Source organism: Pseudomonas sp. App30 (assembly GCF_047947025.1).
GTDB lineage: Bacteria > Pseudomonadota > Gammaproteobacteria > Pseudomonadales > Pseudomonadaceae > Aquipseudomonas.
Genome location: NZ_CP133165.1, coordinates 5,232,877 through 5,257,280, shown reverse-complemented (window position 1 = coordinate 5,257,280; position 24,404 = coordinate 5,232,877). Strand labels below are relative to the sequence as shown.

General features: G+C 64.9%; 25 protein-coding genes and 1 pseudogene. 18 read left to right on the top strand and 8 right to left on the bottom strand.

The window, feature by feature from the left end; genetic code table 11:
* The first annotated feature begins 87 nt into the window (after nucleotides 1–87).
* The 4 genes from RAM80_RS24290 to RAM80_RS24275 all read left to right on the top strand — a co-directional run bounded on the left by RAM80_RS24290 (nucleotide 88) and on the right by RAM80_RS24275 (nucleotide 4,535).
* Complete coding sequence (locus RAM80_RS24290; protein WP_416422952.1) at nucleotides 88–1,377, top strand: M18 family aminopeptidase; 1,290 nt, start codon at nucleotides 88–90, stop codon at nucleotides 1,375–1,377.
* Nucleotides 1,378–1,550: 173 nt separating this feature from the next.
* Entirely contained in the window at nucleotides 1,551–1,718 is a 168-nt protein-coding gene (locus tag RAM80_RS24285; protein WP_416422951.1) for a hypothetical protein, read from the top strand.
* Nucleotides 1,719–1,797: 79 nt separating this feature from the next.
* Nucleotides 1,798–3,963, top strand: a complete 2,166-nt coding sequence (locus RAM80_RS24280; protein ID WP_416422950.1) for a mechanosensitive ion channel family protein — start codon at nucleotides 1,798–1,800, stop codon at nucleotides 3,961–3,963.
* An 89-nt stretch (nucleotides 3,964–4,052) separates the two neighbouring features.
* Entirely contained in the window at nucleotides 4,053–4,535 is a 483-nt protein-coding gene (locus RAM80_RS24275) for an MEKHLA domain-containing protein (protein WP_416422949.1), read from the top strand.
* Here the strand turns inward: RAM80_RS24275 and RAM80_RS24270 are convergent.
* Entirely contained in the window at nucleotides 4,510–5,229 is a 720-nt protein-coding gene (locus RAM80_RS24270; RefSeq protein ID WP_416422948.1) for a UTRA domain-containing protein, read from the bottom strand. The two genes, RAM80_RS24275 and RAM80_RS24270, sit on opposite strands and share 26 nt — an antisense overlap.
* 343 nt (nucleotides 5,230–5,572) lie before the next feature.
* On the opposite strand from RAM80_RS24270, the gene RAM80_RS24265 reads away from it, so the two are divergent.
* From RAM80_RS24265 to RAM80_RS24240, 6 genes are all read left to right on the top strand, one after another.
* Entirely contained in the window at nucleotides 5,573–6,637 is a 1,065-nt protein-coding gene (locus tag RAM80_RS24265) for an ABC transporter substrate-binding protein (RefSeq protein ID WP_416422947.1), read from the top strand.
* A gap of 113 nt (nucleotides 6,638–6,750) precedes the next feature.
* Nucleotides 6,751–7,557 (top strand): alkaline phosphatase family protein, encoded by an 807-nt coding sequence (locus RAM80_RS24260; RefSeq protein WP_416422946.1) that lies wholly within the window; start codon nucleotides 6,751–6,753, stop codon nucleotides 7,555–7,557.
* Entirely contained in the window at nucleotides 7,554–8,396 is an 843-nt protein-coding gene (locus RAM80_RS24255; protein ID WP_416422945.1) for an ABC transporter permease, read from the top strand. The genes RAM80_RS24260 and RAM80_RS24255 overlap by 4 nt, the downstream gene beginning before the upstream one ends.
* A complete protein-coding gene (locus tag RAM80_RS24250) occupies nucleotides 8,383–9,180 on the top strand; it encodes an ABC transporter permease (RefSeq protein WP_416422944.1) in 798 nt (265 codons plus the stop codon). The genes RAM80_RS24255 and RAM80_RS24250 overlap by 14 nt, the downstream gene beginning before the upstream one ends.
* 1 nt (nucleotide 9,181) lies before the next feature.
* On the top strand, nucleotides 9,182–10,171 hold the full coding sequence (locus tag RAM80_RS24245; protein ID WP_416422943.1) for an ABC transporter ATP-binding protein: 990 nt from the start codon (nucleotides 9,182–9,184) through the stop codon (nucleotides 10,169–10,171).
* 761 nt (nucleotides 10,172–10,932) lie between these two features.
* Entirely contained in the window at nucleotides 10,933–11,586 is a 654-nt protein-coding gene (locus tag RAM80_RS24240) for an HAD family hydrolase (protein WP_416422942.1), read from the top strand.
* Here RAM80_RS24240 and RAM80_RS24235 read toward each other — a convergent pair.
* The 4 genes and pseudogenes from RAM80_RS24235 to RAM80_RS24220 all read right to left on the bottom strand — a co-directional run bounded on the left by RAM80_RS24235 (nucleotide 11,571) and on the right by RAM80_RS24220 (nucleotide 14,936).
* Nucleotides 11,571–12,161: a tRNA-uridine aminocarboxypropyltransferase gene (locus tag RAM80_RS24235; protein WP_416422941.1), complete on the bottom strand. Its 591-nt coding sequence runs from the start codon at nucleotides 12,159–12,161 to the stop codon at nucleotides 11,571–11,573. The genes RAM80_RS24240 and RAM80_RS24235 overlap by 16 nt on opposite strands.
* 156 nt (nucleotides 12,162–12,317) lie before the next feature.
* Nucleotides 12,318–13,433: a methyl-accepting chemotaxis protein gene (locus tag RAM80_RS24230; protein WP_416427550.1), complete on the bottom strand. Its 1,116-nt coding sequence runs from the start codon at nucleotides 13,431–13,433 to the stop codon at nucleotides 12,318–12,320.
* Between the two features lie 138 nt (nucleotides 13,434–13,571).
* Nucleotides 13,572–13,877, bottom strand: a pseudogene (locus RAM80_RS24225) (PAS domain-containing protein); the annotation flags it as partial.
* Nucleotides 13,878–14,042: 165 nt separating this feature from the next.
* The gene (locus RAM80_RS24220; protein ID WP_416422940.1) at nucleotides 14,043–14,936 is read right to left on the bottom strand and encodes a LysR family transcriptional regulator; all 894 of its coding nucleotides are present in this window, start codon (nucleotides 14,934–14,936) and stop codon (nucleotides 14,043–14,045) included.
* Between the two features lie 285 nt (nucleotides 14,937–15,221).
* Here RAM80_RS24220 and speB point away from each other — a divergent pair, with 285 nt between their 5' ends.
* The 6 genes from speB (at nucleotide 15,222) to RAM80_RS24190 (ending at nucleotide 20,233) form a co-directional block, all read left to right on the top strand.
* Entirely contained in the window at nucleotides 15,222–16,172 is a 951-nt protein-coding gene (gene speB / locus RAM80_RS24215) for an agmatinase (protein WP_027977277.1), read from the top strand.
* Between the two features lie 10 nt (nucleotides 16,173–16,182).
* Nucleotides 16,183–16,590: a YybH family protein gene (locus tag RAM80_RS24210; RefSeq protein ID WP_416422939.1), complete on the top strand. Its 408-nt coding sequence runs from the start codon at nucleotides 16,183–16,185 to the stop codon at nucleotides 16,588–16,590.
* Between the two features lie 49 nt (nucleotides 16,591–16,639).
* Nucleotides 16,640–18,139, top strand: coding sequence for a purine-cytosine permease family protein (locus RAM80_RS24205; protein ID WP_416422938.1), 1,500 nt, complete (start codon nucleotides 16,640–16,642; stop codon nucleotides 18,137–18,139).
* A gap of 90 nt (nucleotides 18,140–18,229) precedes the next feature.
* Complete coding sequence (locus RAM80_RS24200) at nucleotides 18,230–19,609, top strand: sodium:solute symporter (protein WP_416422937.1); 1,380 nt, start codon at nucleotides 18,230–18,232, stop codon at nucleotides 19,607–19,609.
* Nucleotides 19,610–19,746: 137 nt separating this feature from the next.
* On the top strand, nucleotides 19,747–19,974 hold the full coding sequence (locus tag RAM80_RS24195) for a phosphopantetheine-binding protein (RefSeq protein WP_416422936.1): 228 nt from the start codon (nucleotides 19,747–19,749) through the stop codon (nucleotides 19,972–19,974).
* Between the two features lie 10 nt (nucleotides 19,975–19,984).
* On the top strand, nucleotides 19,985–20,233 hold the full coding sequence (locus RAM80_RS24190; protein WP_416422935.1) for a phosphopantetheine-binding protein: 249 nt from the start codon (nucleotides 19,985–19,987) through the stop codon (nucleotides 20,231–20,233).
* 54 nt (nucleotides 20,234–20,287) lie between these two features.
* On the opposite strand, the gene RAM80_RS24185 is transcribed toward RAM80_RS24190, so the two are convergent.
* Both RAM80_RS24185 and RAM80_RS24180 read right to left on the bottom strand, forming a co-directional pair.
* Nucleotides 20,288–20,413 (bottom strand): PA1414 family protein, encoded by a 126-nt coding sequence (locus RAM80_RS24185; protein ID WP_416422934.1) that lies wholly within the window; start codon nucleotides 20,411–20,413, stop codon nucleotides 20,288–20,290.
* Between the two features lie 163 nt (nucleotides 20,414–20,576).
* On the bottom strand, nucleotides 20,577–20,981 hold the full coding sequence (locus tag RAM80_RS24180) for a transcriptional regulator (RefSeq protein ID WP_416422933.1): 405 nt from the start codon (nucleotides 20,979–20,981) through the stop codon (nucleotides 20,577–20,579).
* A 127-nt stretch (nucleotides 20,982–21,108) separates the two neighbouring features.
* Here RAM80_RS24180 and RAM80_RS24175 point away from each other — a divergent pair, with 127 nt between their 5' ends.
* A complete protein-coding gene (locus RAM80_RS24175; protein WP_416422932.1) occupies nucleotides 21,109–21,384 on the top strand; it encodes a hypothetical protein in 276 nt (91 codons plus the stop codon).
* Between the two features lie 46 nt (nucleotides 21,385–21,430).
* Here the strand turns inward: RAM80_RS24175 and RAM80_RS24170 are convergent, their stop codons facing one another.
* Complete coding sequence (locus RAM80_RS24170; RefSeq protein ID WP_416422931.1) at nucleotides 21,431–22,768, bottom strand: DEAD/DEAH box helicase; 1,338 nt, start codon at nucleotides 22,766–22,768, stop codon at nucleotides 21,431–21,433.
* 164 nt (nucleotides 22,769–22,932) lie between these two features.
* On the opposite strand from RAM80_RS24170, the gene RAM80_RS24165 reads away from it, so the two are divergent.
* On the top strand, nucleotides 22,933–24,186 hold the full coding sequence (locus tag RAM80_RS24165) for a mechanosensitive ion channel family protein (RefSeq protein WP_416422930.1): 1,254 nt from the start codon (nucleotides 22,933–22,935) through the stop codon (nucleotides 24,184–24,186).
* Nucleotides 24,187–24,404 lie beyond the last annotated feature (218 nt).

Below are 24,404 nucleotides of genomic sequence, written 5' to 3'. Positions count from 1 at the left end.
CAGCGCAGCCGGACGGCAGCGGCTACAAACGCGCCCACAGCTGCGTTCAATACGTTAAACTCGCGCCATTGCTGTCTGGAGCCAATTATGCGCGAAGCTTTGAACCAGGGCCTGATCGACTTCCTCAAGGCCTCTCCCACGCCCTTCCACGCCACCGCCAGCCTGGCCATGCGCCTGGAAGCGGCCGGCTACCAACGCCTCGACGAGCGCGACACCTGGGCCACCGTGGCCGGCGGGCGCTATTACCTGACCCGCAACGACTCCTCCATCATCGCCTTCAAGCTGGGCCGTCATTCGCCGCTGCTGGGCGGCATCCGCCTGGTGGGCGCCCACACCGACAGCCCGTGCCTGCGCGTTAAGCCGCAGCCCGAGCTGCAGCGCCAGGGTTTCTGGCAGCTGGGCGTGGAAGTCTACGGTGGCGCGCTGCTGGCGCCGTGGTTCGACCGCGACCTGTCGCTGGCCGGCCGTGTCACCTTCCGCCGCGACGGCAAGGTGGAAAGCCAGCTGATCGACTTCAAGCTGCCGATCGCCGTGATCCCCAACCTGGCCATTCACCTCAACCGTGAAGCCAACCAAGGCTGGGCCATCAACGCCCAGACCGAGCTGCCGCCGATCCTGGCCCAGGTGGCCGGCGACGAGCGCCCGGACTTCCGCGCCCTGCTCACCGACCAGTTGGCCCGCGAACACGGCCTGAACGCCGACGTGGTGCTGGACTATGAGCTGAGCTTCTACGACACCCAGAACGCTGCGGTGGTGGGCCTGCATGGCGAGTTCATCGCCGGCGCGCGCCTGGACAACCTGCTGTCGTGCTACGCCGCGCTGCAGGCGCTGCTCAACGCCGACAGCGAGGAAACCTGCGTGTTCGTGGCCAACGACCACGAGGAAATCGGCTCGTGCTCGGCCTGCGGTGCCGACGGCCCGATGCTGGAGCAGACCCTGCGTCGCCTGCTGCCCGACGGCGACGACTTCGTGCGCACCATCCAGCGCTCCTTGCTGGTGTCGGCCGACAACGCCCACGGCGTGCACCCCAACTACGCCGAGAAGCACGACGCCAACCACGGCCCGAAACTCAACGCCGGCCCGGTGATCAAGGTCAACAGCAACCAGCGCTACGCCACCAACAGCGAGACCGCCGGTTTCTTCCGCCACCTGTGCATGGCCGAGGAAGTGCCGGTGCAGAGCTTCGTGGTGCGCAGCGACATGGGTTGCGGCTCCACCATCGGCCCGATCACCGCCAGCCACCTGGGCGTGCGCACCGTGGACATCGGCCTGCCGACGTTCGCCATGCACTCCATCCGCGAGCTGTGCGGCAGCCAGGACCTGGCACACCTGGTGAAGGTGCTGGAAGCGTTCTACCGCAGCCGCGAGCTGCCGTAACCCCGCCCCCCTGTAGCAGCGGCCGCAGGCCGCGTCCAATGGCGCCGAACCGCGTCAGGGCCGGACGCCGCCTGCGGCAGCTGCTACGGGGTAAATTTCATGATCCGGATCAAACCCGGCTGCGCTGGCGGGCCTAAACTTAGTACAGGCTCCCTCGCACAAGGACAACGGTCATGGACGAATTCACCTCCCTGCTCATCCAGGTCAGTGCCAGCCTCGGCTTGCTGACCTTCGGCTTCAGCCTGCGCGAACGCAATATCGGCGTGCTGATGCTCTGGCTCGGCATGCTCTGCCTGCTCGGAATAGTCCTGTATAAAATCCTCGTGCGAATCGGCGCATAACCGCTCGCCTTGGGCCTTGGCGCCTCGTACACTCCCTCGATCAGAATTACCCTGGGTTCATTGTCGAGTGTCTGTCTCCTTGCGTCTGCCTGCCCTGTTTTTCCTCCTGCTGACCTGCCTGCTGGCCGTGCTGCCACAGGCTGAGGCGGCCGGCCTGCCGAGCCTGCTCGGCAGCGGCCAGAGAGCCCAGCCACAACCCACCGAGCCGTTGGCGCAGTCACTGGACCAGGTGATCAACTCCCTGGAAAACGACCAGCAGCGCACGCAACTGCTCACCGACCTCAAGCGCCTGCGCGACACCACCAAGAAGGCCCAGCCGGCCGGTGAAGAAGGCGTGCTGGGGCTGATCGGCAGCACCCTGGGGCAGTTCGAGAAACAGTTCGCCGGCGAAGACAGCCCGTTCAACCGCTGGTCCAACGAGTTCGACCAGGCCGGGCAAGAGCTGTCCGACCTGATGCTGCCGGTGGCCCAGTGGCCGCCGATCATCTTCGGCTTCGTGCTGATCATCCTGGTGTGGAGCCTGCTGGCCTACGCCCTGAACTGGATCAGCCACCACATCCGCATGCGCTTCGGCCTCAGCGAGGAACTGCCCCAGCACCCGCGCACCCTCGACCTGCTGCGCTTCGCCCTGCGCAAGCTGGGGCCCTGGCTGGTGGCGCTGATCATCACCGTGTGGGTGGGCTACGCCCTGCCCTCGTCGCTGGGCAAGGACCTGGCCATGGTGCTGGCCTACGCGCTGGTGGTGGGCACCTGCTTCTCGGCCATCTGCGTGGTGGCCTTCTCGCTGCTCGACGGCCCGCACCGCCACCGCGCCCTGTACATCCTGCGCCACCAGGCGTTCCGGCCGCTGTGGCTGATCGGCAGCTTCGCCGCCTTCGGCGAGGCGCTGAACGACCCGCGCCTGGTGGCCAGCCTGGGCTCGCACCTGGCCCACACCGCCGCCACCCTGGCCAACATGCTGGCGGCGCTGTGCACCGGCATGTTCATCCTGCGCTTCCGCCGCCCGGTGGCCCACCTCATCCGCAACCAGCCGCTGGCCCGGCGCCTCACCCGCCGCGCGCTGAGCGACACCATCGAGATCCTCGGCACCTTCTGGTACCTGCCGGCGCTGGTGCTGGTGGGCATCTCGCTGCTGGCCACCTTCATCGACGCCGGCGACACCAGCACGGTGCTGCGCCAGTCGCTGGTGTGCACGGTGCTGCTGGTGCTGTGCATGGTCTGCAACGGCCTGGTACGCCGCCACGCCGTGCGGCCGCACAAGCGCATGAAGCGCCACGCGGTGTACTCCGAACGCCTGCGCAACTTCGGCTACACCCTGGTGCACCTGCTGATCTGGCTGTGCTTCATCGAGCTGGGCCTGCGGGTGTGGGGCATGTCGCTGATCCGCTTCACCGAGGGCGACGGCCATGACATCAGCGTCAAGCTGTTCAGCCTGGCCGGCACGCTGATCCTGGCCTGGCTGGTGTGGATCCTGGCCGACACCGCCGTGCACCACGCCCTTACGCACTCGCGCAAGGGCCTGGCCAACGCCCGCGCGCAAACCATGATGCCGCTGATCCGCAACGTGCTGTTCATCGCCATCTTCATCATCGCCGCCATCGTCGCCCTGGCCAACATGGGCATGAACGTCACGCCGCTGCTGGCCGGTGCCGGCGTCATTGGCCTGGCTATCGGTTTCGGCGCCCAGTCGCTGGTCGCCGACCTGATCACCGGCCTGTTCATCATCATCGAGGACTCCCTGGCCATCGACGACTACGTGGACGTCGGCGGCCACCTGGGCACGGTGGAAGGCCTGACCATCCGCACCGTGCGCCTGCGCGACATCGACGGTATCGTCCACACCATTCCGTTCAGCGAGATCAAGAGCATCAAGAACTACTCGCGGGAGTTCGGCTACGCGATTTTCCGGGTCAACGTGCCGCATACCATGGACATCGACACCGCCATCAAGCTGATGCGCGACGTGGGCCAGAAAATGCGCACCGACCCGCTGCAACGGCGCAACATCTGGTCGCCGCTGGAGATCCAGGGCGTGGAAAGTTTCGAGTCTGGTACAGCCATCCTGCGTGCCCGCTTCAAGACCGCGCCCATCAAGCAATGGGAAGTGTCGCGGGCGTTCAACCTGGCGCTCAAGCGCCAGCTGGACGAGTCCGGCCTGGACCTGGCCACCCCGCGCCTGAGCGTGCAGGTGGTGACCAGTGCCGGTGGCACGGTGACAGCGGAGGCCGCTGCACCTTCGACCTGAGTTTGTCCGATCCGACAATAGACCTAGGGCGCCACACGGGTTAGCGTTGTGGCTTCGACTTCTTCCAAGTGCAGTAGAGGGAACCCGCGATGCTTGGCCCCGACCTTGCCAGCCAGCTGATGCAAATCGACGAGGCGTATTTCAGGCACACCGGCAAGCACCTGCCCATGGCCATCCCCGGCGCGCCGGTGGACCTGTCGTGGGTGCACGACCAGGCGCCCTACGGCCTGCTGGCCCACGACGGCAGTGACAACCCGCGCTTCATCTACGCCAACCGCCAGGCGCTGCGCTGCTTCGACTACCCGCTGGACAGCTTCATCGGCATGGTCTCGGAGCTCAGCTCGCCGCCCGAGCAGCGCGCCGCGCGCCAGCATTACCTGGAGCGCGTGCGCAAGGCCGGCTACAGCTTCAACTACCAGGGCGAACGCTACTCGCGCAGCGGCCAGACCTTCCAGATCTACGACGGCGAGATCTGGGAACTGTCACCGCCCGAGGCGTCGCTGCGCATCGGCCAGGCGTCGCTGTTCTGGCTGACGGAAGTGGAAATCAAGGCGGCGAGACATCGGCACTGAGCCGGATGGCGTCGTGCCGCCAATACTCCAGGTCACAGTCGATCAGCCGCCCCTGCTGGTCATGGTTGACCCGGGTGATGCGCAACCCGGGGCTGCCCAGTGACACCCGCAACGCACTGGCGGCCTCGGCCCGCAGCGCCGTTGGCGCCATTTCAAAACGCACCCGGCCATACTCGATGCCGTAGTGACGCGCGTAGATCTCGGTCAGCGGCTGGTTCAGGTCCAACTCGAGAATGCCGGGGAAATACTGCGGGTTCAGGTAGTGCTCCACGTACAGCACCAGGCGCTGGTCGATGCAGCGGGTGCGGCACAGCTGAATCACGCTGGACAGCGGCGGCAAGTGCAGGTTGGCGCAGATCGCCGCCGACGCGGGCACCAGCCGGCCTGACAGCAGCTGGGTGGACGGCTCGCGGCCCTGCTCGCGGACCATGGCGTGGAAGTGGCTGCGCTTCATCAGGTCGTAGGTCAGGCGTGGCGGCGAGATGAACCAGCCGCGGCGCTCCTCGCGGTAGATCAGCCCCCGGGCCTCCAGTTGCACCAGCGCCTCGCGCAGGGTGATGCGCGTGGTGTCGAACACTTCGCTGAGCTTGCGCTCGGCCGGCAGCTTGCAACCGGCGGCCAGCAGGCCATGCTGGATTTGCTCTTGCAGCGCCTGGCAGATGGCGGTGACGGCTCGGGGTGCACTGTTACGCATCGTTTCAACCTGTCTGGACTAGACCAGCGACAAAAAGGGGCAGCGCTGGCGGCGGTGGGCCATGGCTGCAGCCTAGGCAAAATAAATGACCGCGGGATGACAAGCATCGCGGAAAAGCCCTACATCAAGCAGCGCAAGCCGTTGCAGATCAGGCAGTTAAATCTGAACTACGCTTATTCCCCACGGGCAGCGCCAAGGCCGCTGCAAGGCCCGCGCCAGCCCGCCATACATCAAATTGTCATCACCCCCACCTAGATTGGCTCAGGTCTTGCTGATCTAGACCACCTCGCGACATCGTCCAGATAAAAACCAGCGTTCGCTGAACGCGCCCAAGGAGCTTCGGATGAAAAAGCTTTTCCTGGCATCACTGGTAGGCATGGGCATCACCATGAGCATCAACGCCATGGCTGCCGACGTCGATTTGAACACCCTGGAAGCGGCCGCCAAGGCCGAAGGCGCGGTCAACAGCGTCGGCATGCCCGATGACTGGGCCAACTGGAAAGGCACCTGGGCGGGGCTGCTGGCCAAGTACGGCCTGACCCACATGGACACTGACATGAGCTCGGCCCAGGAAGTGGCCAAGTTCGCCGCCGAGAAAGACAACGCCAGCGCCGACATCGGCGACGTGGGCGCCGCCTTCGGCCCCATCGCCGAGAAGCAGGGCGTGACCCAGCCCTACAAGCCGACCACCTGGGACCAGGTGCCGGATTGGGCGAAAGACAAGGACGGCCACTGGGCCCTGGCCTACACCGGCACCATCGCCTTCATCATCAACAAGCAGCTGGTCAAGGATGAAGACGCGCCCAAGAGCTGGGCCGACCTGGAGAAAGGCAAGTACAAGGTGGCCATCGGTGACGTGAGCACCGCGGCCCAGGCGGCCAACGGCGTGCTGGCCGCAGCCATTGCCCGTGGTGGTGACGAAAGCAACCTGCAGCCGGGCCTGGAGCTGTTCACCAAGCTGGCCCAGCAGAAGCGCCTGTCGCTGGCCAACCCCACCATCCAGACCCTGGAAAAGGGTGAAGTGGAAGTGGGCGTGGTCTGGGACTTCAACGGCCTGAGCTACCGCGACAAGATCGACCCCACCCGCTTCACGGTGCTGATCCCCTCCGACGGCACGGTGATTTCCGGCTACACCACCATCATCAACAAATACGCCAAGCACCCGAACGCGGCGAAGCTTGCGCGTGAATACATCTTCAGCGACGAAGGCCAGTTCAACCTGGCGCGCGGCCATGCCCGGCCGATTCGTGCCGAGCACCTGAAGCTGCCGGATGACGTCGCCTCCAAGCTGCTGCCCAACGAGCAGTACAAGAACGCCAAGCCGATCAAGAACGCCGACGCCTGGGAGAAGAGCTCCAAGGAGCTGCCGCAGAAGTGGAACGAGCAGGTCATCATCGAGATGAACTGATACCTGTGGGAGCTGGCTTGCCAGCGAGCTTTTTGGGGCGCTGAAAAGCTCGCTGGCAAGCCAGCTCCCACATCTGTGCAAGCCCTGGCAACAGAGTATTCAGAGGCGAAACCATGTCCCACAAAACCCTCCTGGTCCTGCTCGACGGCCTCAGCCATCAGGTCGCCGAGCACGCCATGGGCCACCTGCAGGCCTACGTCGGTGCCGGCAAGGCCGCGCTGTACCAGCTTGAGTGCGAGCTGCCGGCGCTGTCGCGGCCGTTGTACGAATGCATTCTCACCGGCGTGGCGCCCATCGACAGCGGCGTGGTGCACAACAACGTCAGCCGCCTGTCCAACCAGCGCAGCGTGTTCCACTACGCCAGCGCGGCCGGCAAGGTCACCGCCGCGGCCGCCTACCACTGGGTCAGCGAACTGTACAACCGCTCGCCGTTCAATGCCGCCCGCGACCGCCACACCCAGGCGCCGCAACTGCCCATCCAGTTCGGGCACTTCTACTGGGCGGACAACTACCCCGACTCGCACCTGTTCGCCGACGGCGAGGACCTGCGCCTCAAGCACCAGCCTGACTTCCTGCTGATCCACCCCATGAACATCGACGACGCCGGGCACAAGCACGGCCTCGACAGCGCCCAGTACCGCAACAGCGCCCGCGGCGCCGACGTGATCCTGGCCGATTACCTGCAAGGCTGGCTCGACGCCAGCTACCAGGTACTGATTACCGCCGACCACGGCATGAACAACGACCGCTCCCACAACGGGCTGCTGCCCGAAGAACGGCAAGTGCCGCTGTTCGTGCTGGGCGACGCCTTCAGCCTCGACCCCGCGGCACGCCCGCGCCAGACCGAGCTGTGCGGCACGCTGTGCGAGCTGCTGGGCGTGCCCCACGACAAGCCGCTGTGCCGGGAGTTGCTCAAGTGAGCCAACCAACCAGAGGGCGCGGCTGGGCCATCCTGCTGCTGCTACCCTTCGCCGCCGTGTTCTTCATCTTCCAGATCGCCCCGCTGCTGTGGGTGGCCATCCACAGCCTGCAGACCGACAGCGGCTGGAACCTGGACAACTTCATCAGCGCCTTCAGCTCGCGCTTCTACCGCCAGGCCATGCAGTTCAGCCTGGAGATCAGCTTCTGGTCGAGCCTGTTCGGCATCATCATCGCCGTGCTGGGCAGCTACTCCCTGCGCCGGGTCGACTCCAAGCTGCGCGACTTCGTCAGCGCCTTCGCCAACATGACCAGCAACTTCGCCGGGGTGCCCCTGGCGTTCGCCTTCATCATCCTGCTGGGCTTCAACGGCAGCCTGACCATGATCCTCAAGCAGGCCGGCATCATCGAGGACTTCAACCTGTACTCCAAGACCGGGCTGATCATCCTCTACACCTACTTCCAGATACCCCTGGGGGTGTTGCTGCTGTACCCGGCCTTCGACGCCCTGCGCGAGGACTGGCGCGAGTCGTCCGCGCTGCTGGGCGCCAGCGCCTGGCAGTACTGGCGGCACATCGGCCTGCCGGTGCTGACCCCGGCGCTGCTGGGCACTTTCGTGATCCTGCTGGCCAACGCCCTGGGCGCCTACGCCACGGTGTACGCGCTGACCACCGGCAACTTCAACGTGCTGCCCATCCGCATCGCCGCCATGGTGGCCGGCGACATCAGCCTGAACCCCAACCTGGCCGCCGCCCTGGCGATGATATTGGTGGGCATGATGACCCTGGTCACCGTGGTCCACCAGTGGCTACTCAAGAGGAGCTACCATGTCGCGCGCTGAAGCCAGCCCGGCGGCGCTGTACCACCGCGTGGTGGTGTGGCTGCTGTTCCTGATCCTGCTGCTGCCCCTGGCGGGCACCCTGCTCTACTCCCTGGCCACCAGCTGGTCGGCGACCATCCTGCCTAGTGGCCTGACGTTCCAGTGGTACGTGCAGCTGTGGAGCGACACGCGTTTCCTGCACGCCTTCGGCCAGTCGCTGATCGTCTGCGTGGGCTCGCTGGCCTTGTCGGTGGTGCTGATCCTGCCGCTGCTGTTCGTGGTGCACTACCACTTCCCGCGCCTGGACGCGCTGATGAACATCCTCATTTTGCTGCCCTTCGCGGTGCCGCCGGTGGTGTCGTCGGTGGGCCTGCTGCAGCTGTACGGCTCCGGGCCCATGGCCATGGTCGGCACGCCGTGGATCCTCATCGGCTGTTACTTCACCGTGGCGCTGCCGTTCATGTACCGGGCCATCACCAACAACCTGCAGGCCATCAACCTGCGCGACCTGATGGACGCCGCCCACCTGCTGGGCGCCAGCACCTTCAAGGCGGCGCTGCTGGTGGTGCTGCCCAACCTGCGCAAGGGCCTGCTGGTGGCGTTGCTGCTGTCGTTCTCGTTCCTGTTCGGCGAGTTCGTGTTCGCCAACCTGCTGGTGGGCACCCGTTACGAGACCCTGCAGGTGTACCTGAACAACATGCGCAACAGCAGCGGGCACTTCAACAGCGCGCTGGTGATTTCCTATTTCGTGTTCGTGCTGGTGCTGACCTGGGCCGCCAACCGCCTGAACAAGGACAAAGACTGATATGAGTTTCGTCAGCGTCGAACAACTGCAGAAGCACTACGGCGACACCCCGGTGTTCAGCGACATCAACTTCACCATCGCCCGCGGCGAATTCGTCACCCTGCTGGGCCCCTCGGGCTGCGGCAAGTCGACCCTGCTGCGCTGCATCGCCGGGCTGACCCCGGTGAACAGCGGGCGCATCCTGCTGGACGGCCACGACCTGGTACCGCTAAGCCCGCAGAAGCGCGACATCGGCATGGTGTTCCAGAGCTACGCGCTGTTCCCCAACATGACCGTGCAGCAGAACGTGGCCTTCGGCCTGCGCATGCAGAAAGTCGCCAAGGACCAGGTCACCCAGCTCGTGGACGAGGCCCTGCGCCTGGTGGAGCTGCACGACCTGGCCAACCGCTACCCGCACCAGCTGTCCGGCGGCCAATGCCAGCGCGTGGCCCTGGCCCGCTCGCTGGTCACCCGCCCGCGCCTGCTGTTGCTGGACGAACCGCTGTCGGCGCTGGACGCGCGCATCCGCAAGCACCTGCGCGAACAGATCCGCGCCATCCAGCAGGAACTGGGGCTGACCACCATCTTCGTCACCCATGACCAGGAAGAAGCCCTGACCATGAGCGACCGCATCTTCCTGATGAACAAGGGCCTGATCGTGCAGAGCGGCGACGCCCAGAGCCTCTACACCGCCCCCACCGACGCCTTCGCCGCCGGCTTCATCGGCAACTACAACCTGCTCGACAGCGACCAGGCCGGCAAACTGCTGCAACGTCCGGTGCACACCCGCCTGGCCATCCGCCCGGAGGCCATCAGCCTGAGCCTGACCGGCGAGCTGGAAGGCGAGATCCGTAGCCACAGCCTGCTGGGCAACGTGATTCGCTACCGGGTGCATGCGCGTGGCGTGGAATTGGTGGTGGACGTGCTCAACCGCTCGGCGAGCGATTTGCTGCCCAACGGGCAACGGGTGTCGCTGGCTATCGATGCACAGGCACTTTGTGAGGTAGCCTGACAAAAGAGCTTTTGATGTTGATCCGCTGTTGATCTGCTGTTGATCTGCTTGTGATCTGGCTTTTGATCTTGATCTGGCTTTTGATTGTATGCCCCGTAAAGCGCCAGGGCCGACTGGAGGCGTCGATCAACGGGCTGCCCGAAGGGCCGAGGCCGCAGGCCGAAGAGACGGTAACCCGCAGGCTTCTATAGCGGGTGCCGTCTGCCCGTTGAGCGGCGCCGGAAGGAGGGGACCCGTAGCGCAGCGGAGGGCCCAAGCAGGGGCAAGCGTTTTTTGCTTACTTTTTTTGGCGTTTGAAAAAAAGTGAGTCGCCGTAAGGGCGAAACGGTCGGTGATCGCACCGCGAAAATGGATATGTCCGAAACCCTCAAAAGCGGGATCCACATATCGTGAACATATCCATTACCGAGGGTGATGCACAATCACCTTTTCGGCCTTACGCCGAGTCACTTTTTGACAGACGCCTCAAAAAGTAACCAAAAAAGGCTTGCCCCTGCTTGGTCCCTCCGCTTCGCTGCGGATCCCCTCCCTCCGGCGTCGCCCAAGCGGCCGACGGCCCGGAATAGAAGCGCCTCCGGTTCCGTCTTCCCCGGCTACGCCGTGGACCGCTTGGCCAACGCCTCCAGTCGGCCCTGGCGCTTTATGGGGCACACAATCAAGATCAAGAGCCGCACGGGATCAAGATCAAAAGCCGGATAGCGGTGCGGCTGAAATTGGCGTGGCTGAAATTATTGTGTGAATCAATCTGAAGGACTACTTGTATGGCACTGGCAATCTTCGACCTGGACGAAACCCTCATCCACGGCGACTGCGCAACCCTGTGGAGCGAACAGATGGCCCGCCTTGGCTGGGTCGACCCGGAATCGTTCATGCGCAAGAACAATGAACTCATGGACGCCTACAGCCAAGGCAAGCTGGCCATGGAAGACTACATGGCCTTCAGCCTGGAACCCATGATCGGCCGCACCCCCGAAGAGGTCGACCACCTGGTAGGCCCCTGGGTAGAGGACTTCATCGAGCCCATCATCTTCAGCGACGCCACCAAGACCATCGCCGCCCACCGCAAGGCCGGCGACCGCATCCTGATCATCTCCGCCTCGGGTACCCACCTGGTAGGCCCCATCGCCGAGCGCCTGGGCGTGGACGAAATTCTTGCCATCGACCTGGACGTGCAGCACGGCGTGTACAGCGGCGCCACCGTTGGCACGCTGACTTACCGCGAAGGCAAGATCACCCGCCTGCTGGAATGGCTGGACCAGGAAGAAGAAAACCTTGAGGGTGCCACCTTCTACTCCGACTCGCGCAACGACCTGCCACTGCTGCTGAAGGTCGACCACCCTCACGTGGTCAACCCCGACCCGGTGCTGCGCGAACACGCGGAAAAGGCCGGTTGGCCGATTCACTCCTGGACGTGATTGCGCCGGTAGACGTCCTCGCCCATGGCCGCGATCTGGCCGTCAATCAACGCGTCGAAAGGCGCCAGCAGCGCCTGGAATGACGCGGGGGCTTCCAGCACTTCCAGGGCCTGGGTGATGGCCTCGATGGTGGACAGCGCGCCAGCCGCAGGCGCCTTGCGCAAGCGGTAGCGCGAAGGCGGCGCGCCGTCGAGGGTCACCCGTGGCAACGCCGCCAGCGCGGGGTTGAGGTGCAGCAGCTTGCGCGCCTTGCGCCAGGTGCCGTCGGGCACCACCAGCAGCATCGGCTGCTGCCCCGCGGAACTGGCGGCCAGCGGCTGCGCGCCCTCGCCGGGGAACAACAGGCAGGCGCGGTAGCCGGGCGGGTCCAGCAGCGCCGCGTCAACCGTTTCGCCCACCACCAACTCGGCGTTCACCAGCCCCAGCGCCGCCAGGCGCGCGGTGTTGAGGGCGTGGTTGACCTCGCTGGGGTGCTGCAGGATAAGCACCCGGGTGCGGCTGGGCAGGCGGGGGATCAGCGCGCACAGGCAACGGGATTCGGGGCGGTTGCAGCGGGGGCAGATGATTCGAGGCATGCCCCATTTTGCCACAGAACCCAGCTTCCACGCCTATCAACTGTAGCCGCTGCCGAAGGCTGCGCTGGCCCTTGCATACACCGCAGATCTCCAGCGAGGCTGAGGGCCAGCGCAGCCTGGCGGCAGCGGCTACGGGACGGCGAAGCCCGCGGCGGGTCAGCGGCTAAAGCGCTCTGCCAGGTCGTGCAGGTACTCCGCCATGCGCTCCAGTTCCTGGCTGATCTGCGCCCCTTCGCGGGCCTGGGTGGCGCTGCGGTCGCACAGCTGGGCGATGCGGGTGATCTGCTGGTTGATGTCCTCGGCCACGTGGCTCTGCTGCTCCGAGGCCGTGGCCATCTGCTGGCTCATGCCGGTGATGCGGCTCACCGCCTGGGTAATGCCCACCAGCGCGGTCTGCACGGCCTCGACGCTCTGCACGCTGTCCCTGGAGATCTGCTCGCCACGGGTGGCGGTGTGCACGGCGCGGTCGGCGCCAGCCTGCAGCGAGGTGATAATCTGGTGGATCTGCTCGGTGGACGTGCGCGTGCGCATGGCCAGCGAACGCACCTCGTCGGCCACCACGGCAAAGCCCCTGCCCCGCTCGCCGGCGCGCGCCGCTTCAATGGCGGCGTTGAGGGCCAGCAGGTTGGTCTGCTCGGCAATGGCGGTGATCACGTCGGCGACGCTACCGATGGACTGGGTCTCCTGGGCCAGGGCGTTGACCGCCTGGCCAATCTCGCTGACCGCGCCACTCATCAGGCCCATGGCCTGCAGGCTCTGCTGGGCCAGGGCGCTGCCCTGCTGGGCGAGCTGGTCGGCGTCGGCGGCGGCCACGGCGGTGTTCTGCACGTTGTGCGCAACTTCCTGGATGGTGGCGGCCATCTCGGCGATGGCCGTGGCCGACTGGTCGGTCTCGCTGCGCTGGCGGTCCAGCAGCTCGGCCTGGGCGCCCGACAGGCCCGACGACTGCGAGGCGCGCTCGCGCACGCTGACGCCGGCGTCCACCAGCCGGGTTAGCGCTGTCTGCAACCGCGCTTCTTCACTGAACATAGCCAGGTCCAGGCGCCCCTGGGCGCCGGGTGTGTCGCTGTAGGTGAGGGCCACCAGCGGGCTGGTGAAGGATTTCGGGTGGTCGCCCAGGGTGCGTTCGATGTCACGCACCTGGCGCCGTTCGGTCAGCGCCCAGGCGCCCACCAGGCTGGCCAACACCACCAGCAACGCCGGGTAGCCATCGAGGAGGAAGTGGCTGACCACCGAGACCACCGCCGCGGCCAGGATCGGCCAGCCCCGCAGGAACGCCTTGCCCAGACGCGCCGCTGGCGCCACCGGGGATTTGCCGGCCCGCAGGCGTGCATACAGTTCACTGGCGCGGCGGATCTGCTCGCGGCTGGGCACCGAGCGCACCGACTCGAAGCCGCTGATGCGGCCGTGCTCGTAGATAGCGGTGACGTAGGCGCTCACCCAGTAGTAATCGCCGTTCTTGGCGCGGTTCTTCACCACGCCCATCCACGGCTTGCCCAGCTTGATGGTTTCCCACATCTGCGCGAACACTGCCGGCGGCATGTCCGGGTGGCGCACCAGGTTGTGGGGCTTGCCCACCAGCTCGTCGTAGGTGAAGCCGCTGATGCTGACGAAGGCATCGTTGCAGTAGGTGATGTTGCTGTTCAGGTCTGTGGTGGAGATCAGCCGCTGGTCGCTTGAAAAGGTGCGTTCGTGTTCGGTAATGGGCAAATTCATGCGCATCGTTGGGCCGTCCCTGCTGTCGATGAGAAAATGTGTCATCAAGCTCTGAAAAGTGTAGCAGAGCATTTCAGGGCTGTAGGGGCGTTCGACGCGCCGAGTATCGGCAAACGCACAAATAATGGCGTTTTAGCGGTGCGACCCAGCGCCGCACCGCTGGATTCACACCGGCGTGAGCTGCGCCTTGAGCAGGTCGCGGAAGGTCTGGATCAAGGGTTCACGGCTGCGACCGCGGCGAGTGATCATGGAAAACGGCGCCTGATAGCCGAAAGTGGCCGGTGATAGCACCCGCAGGTCGCCTTTGTCGGCCCAAGGCTGGGCGTAATGTTCGGGCAGGTAGCCGATGTAGGCGCCCGACAGCACCAGGATCAACTGCGCCTCCATGCTCTCTACCGTGGCGGCGCTGTGCTTGAAGCCGTGGCGGGCCAATTCGGCCTGGCTCCAGTAGCCACGGCCGACCATGCGCTGCTGGGTGATGACCTGCTCGGGAATGCGCCGCTCGGCGTACAGCGGGTGGCGGTTGCTGCAGTACAGCCAGTGCTGCTCGCGGTACAGCGGCTGGTAGACCAGGCCACTCATGCGCGTGGAAAACGCGCCGATGGCCAGGTCCAGGCGGTTTTCCTGCACCCCCAGTTGCAGCTCGTAGGGGCTGGACACCGACAGGTGCAGGTGCACCGCCGGGTGCTCCTGGCAGTAGGCGCCGATGGCCTCGGCAAACGGCAGCGCGCGGTCGCTGACGGTGGAGTCGATGACCCCCAGGTTGAGGGTGCCGCGCAGCTCGCCCTTGAGGGCGGCGGCGTACTGCTCGAAACCTTCCATTTCCGCCAGCAGGCGCAGGGTTTCCTGGTGGAACAGCTCGCCCTTGCTGGTCAGGCTGAAACCGCCGCGGCCGCGGTGGCACAGCACGATGCCCAGGGCCGCCTCCAGCTGGCTCATGTAGGTGCTGATGGCCGAGGTGGACAGGTTCAGCTCCTGCTGGGCGTTGGCGAAGCCCTGGTGGCGGACGACGCTGACGAAGATGCGCAGCAGTTTCAGGTCGGGAAGTGCGTTGGCCATGGCATTTGCAACATTCTAGGACTGCCGCCGACCACCGGTAGGAGCCGGGCTTGCCCGCGATGGGGCCAATGCGATCGCCATCGCGGGCAAGCCCGGCTCCTACAGGGGTACGTCAGACGATTGTGGATGATTCGGGCGGCTAGTGTAACGCCATTACTTCAGAAAAATCTGAACTAAGTATTTCTCTGTAGCGATTCTTCAGGGTCACTACCTTTATGCAGACTCCGCCTCAACGTGCCGGCCTTGACCGAGCGCAAAGAAAAAATACAAACGATGAGGTAACCCGTGGACAAGATTCTTCACCAACCACTGGGCGGTAACGAAATGCCGCGTTTCGGCGGCATCGCCACCATGATGCGCCTGCCCCACCTGCAAACCGCAGCCGGCCTGGACGCAGCCTTCGTCGGTATTCCGCTGGACATCGGCACCTCCCTGCGCTCCGGCACCCGCTTCGGCCCACGCGAGATCCGCGCCGAATCGGTCATGATCCGCCCCTACAACATGGCCACCGGCGCCGCCCCCTTCGACTCGCTGTCGGTGGCCGACATCGGCGACGTGGCGATCAACACCTTCAACCTGCTGGACGCCGTGCGCATCATCGAAGAAGCCTACGACGAGATCCTGGAACACAACGTCATCCCGCTGACCCTGGGCGGCGACCACACCGTGACCCTGCCGATCCTGCGCGCCATCCACAAAAAGCACGGCAAGGTAGGCCTGGTGCATATCGACGCCCACGCTGACGTCAACGACCACATGTTCGGCGAGAAAATCGCCCACGGCACCACCTTCCGCCGCGCCGTGGAAGAAGGCCTGCTGGACTGCGACCGCGTGGTGCAGATCGGCCTGCGCGCCCAGGGCTACACCGCCGAGGACTTCAACTGGAGCCGCAACCAGGGCTTCCGCGTGGTGCAGGCCGAAGAGTGCTGGCACAAGTCGCTGGCGCCGCTGATGGAAGAAGTGCGCGCCAAGGTCGGCGACGGCCCGGTGTACCTGAGCTTCGACATCGACGGCATCGACCCGGCCTGGGCGCCTGGCACCGGCACCCCGGAAATCGGCGGCCTGACCACAATCCAGGCCATCGAGATCGTGCGTGGCTGCCAGGGCCTGGACCTGGTCGGCTGCGATCTGGTAGAAGTCTCGCCGCCCTACGACACCACCGGCAACACCTCGCTGCTGGGCGCCAACCTGTTGTACGAAATGCTCTGCGTGCTGCCGGGCGTGGTCCACCGCTGAGGACATGGCCATGAGCAAACAAGAACAAGTATTGCAAGCCGCCCGCGACCTGGTCACCGCCTTTGCCAGCAACGACCGCGAGGCGTATTTCGACGCCTTCACGGCCGATGCCACCTTTGTGTTCCACACCCTTGCGCAGCCCCTGTTGTCCCGCGATGCCTATCGTGAGGTGTGGGACGGCTGGCGGCGCGAGGATGGCTTCGAGGTGATTGAATGCACCTCGAGCAACGCCGTCGTCAGCCTGCAGGGTGACGTGGCGATATTCATGCATGACGTGGCCACCCAGCTGCGCATGCAAGGGGAGCTGTACTTTAGCCAGGAGCGCGAGACCATTGTGTTTCGCCAACAACAAGAAGGCCGCTGGCTGGCCTGCCACGAACACTTGTCCGCTGCACCCTCGACACTGCCCTCCCCTTGACCGCCGCGACGCCCGCGTAGACGGGCGCCCGCAATGATCGGAGCAGATCATGAACAATAACAACAGCACGACCAGCATCAGCCAGATAGAAACCTTCGGGGTCGAACAGATCCCGGACCACGAAAGGAATGCCAAGCCCCTCGACCTGTTCCGCCTGATCTTCGGCGGCGCCAATACCTTTTCCACCGCGGTGCTGGGCAGCTTTCCGGTGCTGTTCGGGCTGTCGTTCCAGGCCGGCCTGGTGGCCGTGCTGCTGGGCACCTTGGTCGGCGCGCTGATCCTGGCGCCCATGGGCCTGTTCGGCGCCATCAACGGCACCAACAATGCGGTGTCCTCGGGTGCGCACTTCGGCGTGCACGGGCGCATTGTCGGCTCGTTCCTGTCGCTGCTGACCGCCATCGCGTTCTTCTCGCTGTCGGTGTGGAGCTCGGGTGACGCCCTGGTGGGCGGCGCCAAGCGCCTGATCGGCCTGCCGGAAACCGACCTGACCCTGGGCCTGACCTACGGGCTGTTCGCGGTGCTGGTGCTGGCCGTGTGCATCTACGGCTTCCGCTTCATGCTGTGGGTCAACAAGATCGCCGTGTGGACCGCCAGCATCCTGTTCCTGTCGGGCATCGCCGCCTTCGCCGGGGCCTTCGACGTGAACTACGCCGGCACCGTCAGCCATGGCCAGGCCGGCTTCTGGGCGGCCTTCATCGGCGCCTCGCTGGTGGCCATGAGCAACCCGATCTCGTTCGGCGCGTTCCTGGGCGACTGGTCGCGCTACATTCCGCGCAGCACCTCCAAGGCGCGCATCATGGGCGCAGTGGTACTCGCCCAGCTGGCCACCCTGCTACCACTGCTGTTCGGCCTGGCCACCGCGACCATCGTCGCCACCCAGGCGCCGGACTACATTGCCAACAACAACTACGTCGGCGGCCTGCTGGCGGTGTCGCCGGGCTGGTTCTTCCTGCCGGTGTGCCTGTTGGCGGTGATCGGCGGCATGTCCACCGGCACCACCTCGCTGTACGGCACCGGCCTGGACATGTCCAGCGTGTTCCCGCGCCTGTTGTCGCGGGTGCAGGCCACGCTGCTGATCGGCCTGATGTCGATTGCCTTCATCTTCATCGGCCGTTTCGCCTTCAACCTGGTGCAGAGCGTGTCGACCTTCGTGGTGCTGATCATCACCTGCACCACGCCGTGGATGGTGATTATGCTGATCGGCCTGCTGGTGCGCCGCGGCTGGTACTGCCCCGATGACCTGCAGGTGTTCACCCGCGGCGAACAGGGTGGCCGCTACTGGTTCCACCACGGCTGGAACTGGCGCGGCCTGGGGGCCTGGATTCCCAGCGCCCTGGTAGGCCTGTGCTTCGTCAACCTGCCGGGGCAGTTCGTTGGCCCGCTGGGCAACCTGGCCGGCGGCATCGACATCAGCCTACCGGTGACCCTGGGCCTGGCGGCGGTGGTGTACCTGGTACTGCTCAAGCTGGTGCCCGAAGCGGCAGCGGTATACGGCCCAAACGGTAAAACCGGCAGCACCTCCATCGCTGCCAGCGCAACCACCGCCTAACCCGTAGCAGCGGCCGCAGGCCGCGTCCTGTACATCAGGACGCAGCCTGCGGCAGCTGCTACGTACACAATAAGATCGGAGAAACTCCCCATGGCTCTGGATATTTTCGTCGTCGCGATCTACGCGGCGGGCATGCTGCTGCTTGGCTGGTACGGCATGCGCAAGGCAAAAACCCATGAAGACTACCTGGTGGCCGGCCGCAACCTGGGCCCGTCGCTGTACATGGGCACCATGGCCGCCACCGTGCTGGGCGGTGCGTCCACCGTCGGCACCGTGCGCCTGGGCTACGTGCACGGCATTTCCGGCTTCTGGCTGTGCGCGGCCCTGGGCCTGGGCATCGTCGCCCTCAACCTGTTCCTGGCCAAGCCGCTGCTCAAGCTGAAGATCTTCACCGTCACCCAGGTGCTGGAGAAGCGCTACAACCCCATGGCGCGCCAGGCCAGTGCGGTGATTATGCTGGCCTACGCGCTGATGATCGGCGTGACCTCGATCCTGGCCATCGGCACCGTGCTGCAAGTGCTGTTCGGCCTGCCGTTCTGGCTGGCGGTGATGGCTGGCGGCGGCGTGGTAGTGGTGTACTCGACCATCGGCGGCATGTGGTCGCTGACCCTGACCGACATCGTCCAGTTCGTGATCAAGACCGTCGGCCTGATGTTCATCCTGCTGCCCATCTGCCTGTACCGCGTGGGTGGCTGGGATGAGCTGGTGGCCAAGCTGCCGGCGTCCAGCTTCAGCTTCACCAGCATCGGCTGGGACACCATCATCACCTACTTCATGATCTACTTCTTCGGCATCCTGATCGGCCAGGACATCTGGCAACGGGTGTTCACCGCCAAGAACGAAAAGGTCGCCGTGTACGCCGGCACCACCGCTGGCCTGTACTGCATCGTCTACGGCCTGGCCTGCGCGCTGATCGGCATGGCCGCCCACGTGCTGCTGCCGGACCTGGACAACGTCAACAACGCCTTCGCCGCTATCGTGAAAGCCAGCCTGCCCGATGGCATCCGTGGCCTGGTGATCGCCGCGGCCCTGGCCGCCATGATGTCCACCGCCAGCGCCGGCCTGCTGGCCGCCTCCACGGTGCTGACCGAAGACCTGCTGCCCAAGCTGCGCGGCGGCAAGCAGTCGAGCCTGGGCATCAACCGCCTGTTCACCCTGCTGACCGGTATCTGCGTGCTGGGTATCGCCCTGGTGGTGAACGACGTGATCAGCGCCCTGACCCTGGCCTACAACCTGCTGGTGGGCGGCATGCTGATCCCGCTGATTGGCGCCATCTTCTGGAAACGCGCAACCACTTCCGGGGCCATTTGCAGCATGACCCTGGGCTTCATCACCGCCCTGGTGTTCATGTTCAAGGACGGCCTGGATGCCAACACCCCCATCTACTACAGCCTGGCGGTGGGCCTGGTAAGCTTCGTGCTCGTCAGCCTTTTGTCACGCCGCCCGGCGCTGGCAGCCAAACTGGCCTAAGATGTTGAAAAAAGCCGTATCCCTGGTAGTTGCATAAACCAAGGGGTGCGGCGCTTTCACCAGGAAGGCCGCTGTTGTTCTGACAGTACCGCAAACGAATTGCCGGACGGAGCGTGCACGCATTTCGGAGGTCTGCCATGAACCGCACAGACATTCAGTTGTATATCCACAGCACCATCGAGCAACAACTGGCGGCGCAGCAATGCGACCCGCCCCGCCTGGACCTGGCCGAGCTGTTCCGCCGCCTGGAAAAGCTCTTCGGCGTGCCGCTGGACCCTGACCGGGTGCTGCGCCAGGTCAGCACCATCAACGACCTTTCCCGCTTGATTCAACGGATGAATCCCCACGACCGCGCTTCCGCGTAGGGGCCTCGCCATGCCGCGATTCGGTATTCGCAAGACCGTGCACAATTTCATCAGCGACTTTCTGGGGGACGGCGACTTCGACGACGATGTCAGCCTCGAATCCCTGGGGCTGGACAAGAAGGACATCATGGAATTGATCACGCGCCTGGAGGACGAGTACGGGCTGACGGCGTTTACCATCGAGGAGGACAGGTTGCTGGAGCAGGCGGTGACTGCCAATGACTTGTGGCGGTTCTTGCGCGAGATTGCGCGCCACTGACGAACCCATAGCCGCAGCCTGGCGGCAGCGGCTACCGGTGGATTGAATGCAGACTCAGCGGCGCGGTTGGCGGCGACGGTCTTTGTCTTCGGTGGGAATCGGGATTGGCTGCAGCGGCGGCGGAATCAGGCCCAAGGCAACGCCAAGGTCGTGGAGCCAGTTGTACAGAGTGCGGTTCATAGAGCCCCCCTTAGGGTAAACCTGAGCGACGGGTCAATGTTTGCGTCGTCTCAAGCAGATCATAGTCCTGATTGCCATCATACGCACCGGGTAAAGTGCGGCAAAAGGTCTCAATCAGGACGGATTTCATCTGCCAGCCAGCGTGTGCCCGACGATCGGTCGGTTACACCGACCCACCGGCGATCTGCGCCTTGCTGGCCACCTCATCGAAGGTGTCCGGCAGCAGCGCGTCCTGCTGTTCATCCAGCACCTGCCGGGGGTGTTCATGCCCCGGAATGCTGGTGTCGATCAGGCTCAACAGGCTGGAACCACGCGGGGTCAGCACGAAGTTCTCGCCGTTGCCGCCCTCATCTTCGGGGCGCGGGGCGATGTAGCCGCGGTCCAGCAGCAGCTTCTCGTACTCGCCGGCCAGGGCCTTGAGGTGGTCCAGGTCCCCTGGCGCGCCCCCGTCTGCGGCTACCTGGGCGGCATGCTGCTCGGCATAGGGGCGCGGGGTGAAGCTGTGCCCGGCGCCGTTCTGCACCTCATGCAGCAGGCGTTCGATCAAATCCCAGTTATACGTTGTCATCCTGAGCTACCTCCAACACAGAGTGAAAGGGCCTACACAGGTTGTGACCCGCGCGCCGCGCAGCCGTTCACGCTGAACTTTCGGCGGGCGCGCAGGCTCCACCGGGTATCGCGGCAGGAGGTGGATGATGAAGACGGTAACGAGCATCGCGGGCGCGTGCATGCTGCTGGTAAGCGTGAACGGCTTCGCCTGTACCCTGGAAGAGGCCACGGCCAAGCGTGAGCAGTTGGCGCAGGAGGTGGCCAGGCTGACCCAGCAGAACCCGCAGAAGGCCAGGGAAATCAACGCTGAGCTGCAGGGCATGAAGCTGGACACCGCCAGCAAGGATTTACCGGACAAGTGCCAGCTGATCGACAAGCGCCTGCAGGAGCTGGATGAAGCCGGCATGAAAGCCGACTCCTGAGACATCAAGCAACCGCTGCCTGGCGGCAGCGGCTACGACCGCGGGATTATTCGGCGTCAGCGGCCGGCTTGCGGCGCTTCAACGGCGCCATGCCGTCGCTGCTCACCAGCTGCTCGGCCTTGGGCTTGTTGACTGTCTTGCGCTTGGTCGGGCCCTTGGCGGCGGTTTTCTTGTCACCTTTCTTGGCGTCGGTCTTTTTCTTCTTCACACCCACGGCCTTGCCCGAGGCCTTGACCTTCTTCGGCCCGCTGTAGGTGCCTTTCACTTCCTTGATGACGCGGCGCTCGAACTTCTGCTTCAGGTAGCGCTCGATGCTCGACATCAGGTTCCAGTCGCCGTGGCAGATCAGCGACACGGCCAGGCCTTCGTTGCCGGCGCGGCCAGTACGGCCGATGCGGTGCACGTAGTCATCGCCGCTGCGTGGCATGTCGAAGTTGACCACCAGGTCCAGGCCGTCCACGTCCAGGCCACGAGCGGCCACGTCGGTGGCCACCAGAATCTTCACGCCGCCCTGCTTGAGGCGGTCGATGGCCAGCTTGCGGTCCTTCTGGTCCTTGTCGCCGTGCAGCACGAACGCCTTGTATTCCTGGGCCACCAGGCGGCCGTAGATGCGGTCGGCCATGGCCCGGGTGTTGGTGAAGATGATCGCCTTCTGGTAGGTCTCGTTGGCCAGCAGCCAGTTGAGGATCTGTTCCTTGTGCACGTTGTGGTCAGCAGTGACGATCTGCTGGCGGGTGCCTTCGGCCAGCTGGCTGACGTTGTTGATCAGCAGGTGCTCGGGGTCTTTCAGCACCTTGCCGATCATGTCGCGCAGGCCGGCGCCGCCGGTGGTGGCCGAGAACAGCAGGGTCTGGGCGCGGTCCTTGCACTCGTCGCTCAGGCGCGTGACGTCTTCGGCGAAGCCCATGTCGAGCATGCGGTCGGCTTCGTCCAGCACCAGCACTTCGACCTTCTTCAGGTCCAGGTTGCCGGCGTTGAGGTGTTCCAGCAGGCGGCCAGGCGTGCCGATCAGGATGTCCGGCACCTTGCGCAGCATGGCGGCCTGCACCTTGAAGTCTTCACCGCCGGTGATCAGGCCGGACTTGATGAAGGTGAACTGCGAGAAGCGCTCCACTTCCTTCAGGGTCTGCTGGGCCAGCTCGCGGGTCGGCAGCAGGATCACCGCGCGAATTTCCACGCGGACCTTGGCCGGGCCGATCAGGCGGTTGAGGATCGGCAGCACGAAGGCTGCGGTCTTGCCGCTGCCGGTCTGCGCCGTCACCCGCAGGTCACGCCCTTGCACTGCCAGCGGGATAGCCGCTACCTGCACCGGGGTAGGCTCGACGAAATTCAGCTCGGCCACGGCTTTGAGCAGGCGTTCATGCAAGGGGAATTGGGAAAACACGGGTGTTACCTCGGCGAAGTACATAAATTCAACTGCATAGCGTAACGGTTTGCGCGGCAATAAGCCGAACTTCTTTACGTGTGGTAACGCACTTTTTGCCAAATTGTCGTGTCGATGGGCTCTAATGACCGGCCCGACCGCTGACCGGACGCCCGTCGCACCCCATGGATATTCACGCTTTCTGGCTCCAGGCCCAGGCCCTGTGGGCCGCCCTGGAACATCAACCGCTGCTGCGCACCGGCCTGGCCCTGGCCGTGCTGCTGGCCATTGCCCTGGGCCTGGGCCGCCTGGCCCGCCAGGTGCTGCTGTACGGCATGCGCCTGCTGGCCCGCCAGCCGGCCCTGCACTGGCTGGACGACCTGCACCGCAACAAGGTGTTTCACCGCCTGGCGCAGACGGTGCCGTCGCTGGTCATCCAGTTCGGCCTGGCGCTGGTGCCGGGCCTCAGTGACAAGACCACCCTGTTCATCGGCAACCTGGCCCTGGCGGTCACCTTCCTGTGCCTCACCCTGGGCCTGGGCGCCCTGCTCAACGGCCTGCTGGACATCTACGCGCGCACCGAGCACGCCCGCACGCGCTCCATCAAGGGCTACGTGCAACTGGCGAAGATGATCCTGTACATCTTCGCCGCCATCGTCATCGTCGCCACCCTCATCGACCGCTCGCCGCTGTTGCTGCTGTCGGGCCTGGGCGCCATGTCGGCGGTCATCCTGCTGGTGTACAAGGACACCCTGCTGTCGTTCGTGGCCAGCGTGCAGCTCACCAGCAACGACATGCTGCGCGTGGGCGACTGGATCGAGATGCCCCAGGTGGGCGCCGACGGCGACGTGGTGGACATTACCCTGCACACGGTGAAGGTACAGAACTTCGACAAGACCATCGTCAGCATCCCCACCTGGCGGCTGATGTCCGAGTCGTTCAAGAACTGGCGCGGCATGCAGCAGTCCGGCGGCCGGCGCATCAAGCGCAGCCTCAACATCGACGCCAGCGGCGTGCGCTTCCTCACCGACGAGGAACAGCAGCACCTGGCCCGCGTGCACCTGCTGACCGACTATGTGGGCCGCAAGCAGGCCGAAGTCGCCAGCTGGAACCAGGCCCAGGGCGAAGTCGCCGACCTGCCCGCCAACCGCCGGCGCCTGACCAACCTGGGCACCTTCCGCGCCTTCGCCCTGGCCTACCTGAAAAGCCACCCCGACATCCAGCCGAACATGACCTGCATGGTCCGCCAGATGCAGACCGACGCCCAGGGCGTGCCGCTGGAAATCTACTGCTTCACCCGCACCACGGTGTGGGCCGAATACGAGCGTATCCAGGGCGATGTGTTCGACTACCTGCTGGCGGTGTTGCCGGAGTTTGGCTTGAGCTTGTATCAGCAGCCAAGTGGGGCGGATATGCGGGTGCGCCTGGTGCGTCCCTAGGGGACGTATGAAAAAGCATGTGAGGGTGGGTTCTGGTGTGGGAGCTGGCTTGCCAGCGAGCTTTTCGGGCCTCAAAAGCTCGCTGGCAAGCCAGCTCCCACAGTGTTCCACGCGCGCTCCACACATTTCATGCAGAGCCTAGCCGCCACACGCTTTAGTAAATTTCACTACGCCAACCGTTCTTTTCAAACTGCCCCCGCCCCGCCCCGGCTTATAGC

What these genes read in the sequence shown, in the direction of transcription:
- RAM80_RS24290 (WP_416422952.1), top strand. Translation starts at nt 88, where the DNA reads ATGCGCGAAGCTTTGAACCAGGGCCTGATCGACTTCCTCAAGGCCTCT.
- RAM80_RS24285 (WP_416422951.1), top strand. Translation starts at nt 1,551, where the DNA reads ATGGACGAATTCACCTCCCTGCTCATCCAGGTCAGTGCCAGCCTCGGC.
- RAM80_RS24275 (WP_416422949.1), top strand. Translation starts at nt 4,053, where the DNA reads ATGCTTGGCCCCGACCTTGCCAGCCAGCTGATGCAAATCGACGAGGCG.
- RAM80_RS24270 (WP_416422948.1), bottom strand. Translation starts at nt 5,229, where the DNA reads ATGCGTAACAGTGCACCCCGAGCCGTCACCGCCATCTGCCAGGCGCTG.
- RAM80_RS24265 (WP_416422947.1), top strand. Translation starts at nt 5,573, where the DNA reads ATGAAAAAGCTTTTCCTGGCATCACTGGTAGGCATGGGCATCACCATG.
- RAM80_RS24260 (WP_416422946.1), top strand. Translation starts at nt 6,751, where the DNA reads ATGTCCCACAAAACCCTCCTGGTCCTGCTCGACGGCCTCAGCCATCAG.
- RAM80_RS24250 (WP_416422944.1), top strand. Translation starts at nt 8,383, where the DNA reads ATGTCGCGCGCTGAAGCCAGCCCGGCGGCGCTGTACCACCGCGTGGTG.
- RAM80_RS24245 (WP_416422943.1), top strand. Translation starts at nt 9,182, where the DNA reads ATGAGTTTCGTCAGCGTCGAACAACTGCAGAAGCACTACGGCGACACC.
- RAM80_RS24240 (WP_416422942.1), top strand. Translation starts at nt 10,933, where the DNA reads ATGGCACTGGCAATCTTCGACCTGGACGAAACCCTCATCCACGGCGAC.
- RAM80_RS24235 (WP_416422941.1), bottom strand. Translation starts at nt 12,161, where the DNA reads ATGCCTCGAATCATCTGCCCCCGCTGCAACCGCCCCGAATCCCGTTGC.
- RAM80_RS24220 (WP_416422940.1), bottom strand. Translation starts at nt 14,936, where the DNA reads ATGGCCAACGCACTTCCCGACCTGAAACTGCTGCGCATCTTCGTCAGC.
- RAM80_RS24210 (WP_416422939.1), top strand. Translation starts at nt 16,183, where the DNA reads ATGAGCAAACAAGAACAAGTATTGCAAGCCGCCCGCGACCTGGTCACC.
- RAM80_RS24205 (WP_416422938.1), top strand. Translation starts at nt 16,640, where the DNA reads ATGAACAATAACAACAGCACGACCAGCATCAGCCAGATAGAAACCTTC.
- RAM80_RS24200 (WP_416422937.1), top strand. Translation starts at nt 18,230, where the DNA reads ATGGCTCTGGATATTTTCGTCGTCGCGATCTACGCGGCGGGCATGCTG.
- RAM80_RS24195 (WP_416422936.1), top strand. Translation starts at nt 19,747, where the DNA reads ATGAACCGCACAGACATTCAGTTGTATATCCACAGCACCATCGAGCAA.
- RAM80_RS24190 (WP_416422935.1), top strand. Translation starts at nt 19,985, where the DNA reads ATGCCGCGATTCGGTATTCGCAAGACCGTGCACAATTTCATCAGCGAC.
- RAM80_RS24185 (WP_416422934.1), bottom strand. Translation starts at nt 20,413, where the DNA reads ATGAACCGCACTCTGTACAACTGGCTCCACGACCTTGGCGTTGCCTTG.
- RAM80_RS24180 (WP_416422933.1), bottom strand. Translation starts at nt 20,981, where the DNA reads ATGACAACGTATAACTGGGATTTGATCGAACGCCTGCTGCATGAGGTG.
- RAM80_RS24175 (WP_416422932.1), top strand. Translation starts at nt 21,109, where the DNA reads ATGAAGACGGTAACGAGCATCGCGGGCGCGTGCATGCTGCTGGTAAGC.
- RAM80_RS24165 (WP_416422930.1), top strand. Translation starts at nt 22,933, where the DNA reads ATGGATATTCACGCTTTCTGGCTCCAGGCCCAGGCCCTGTGGGCCGCC.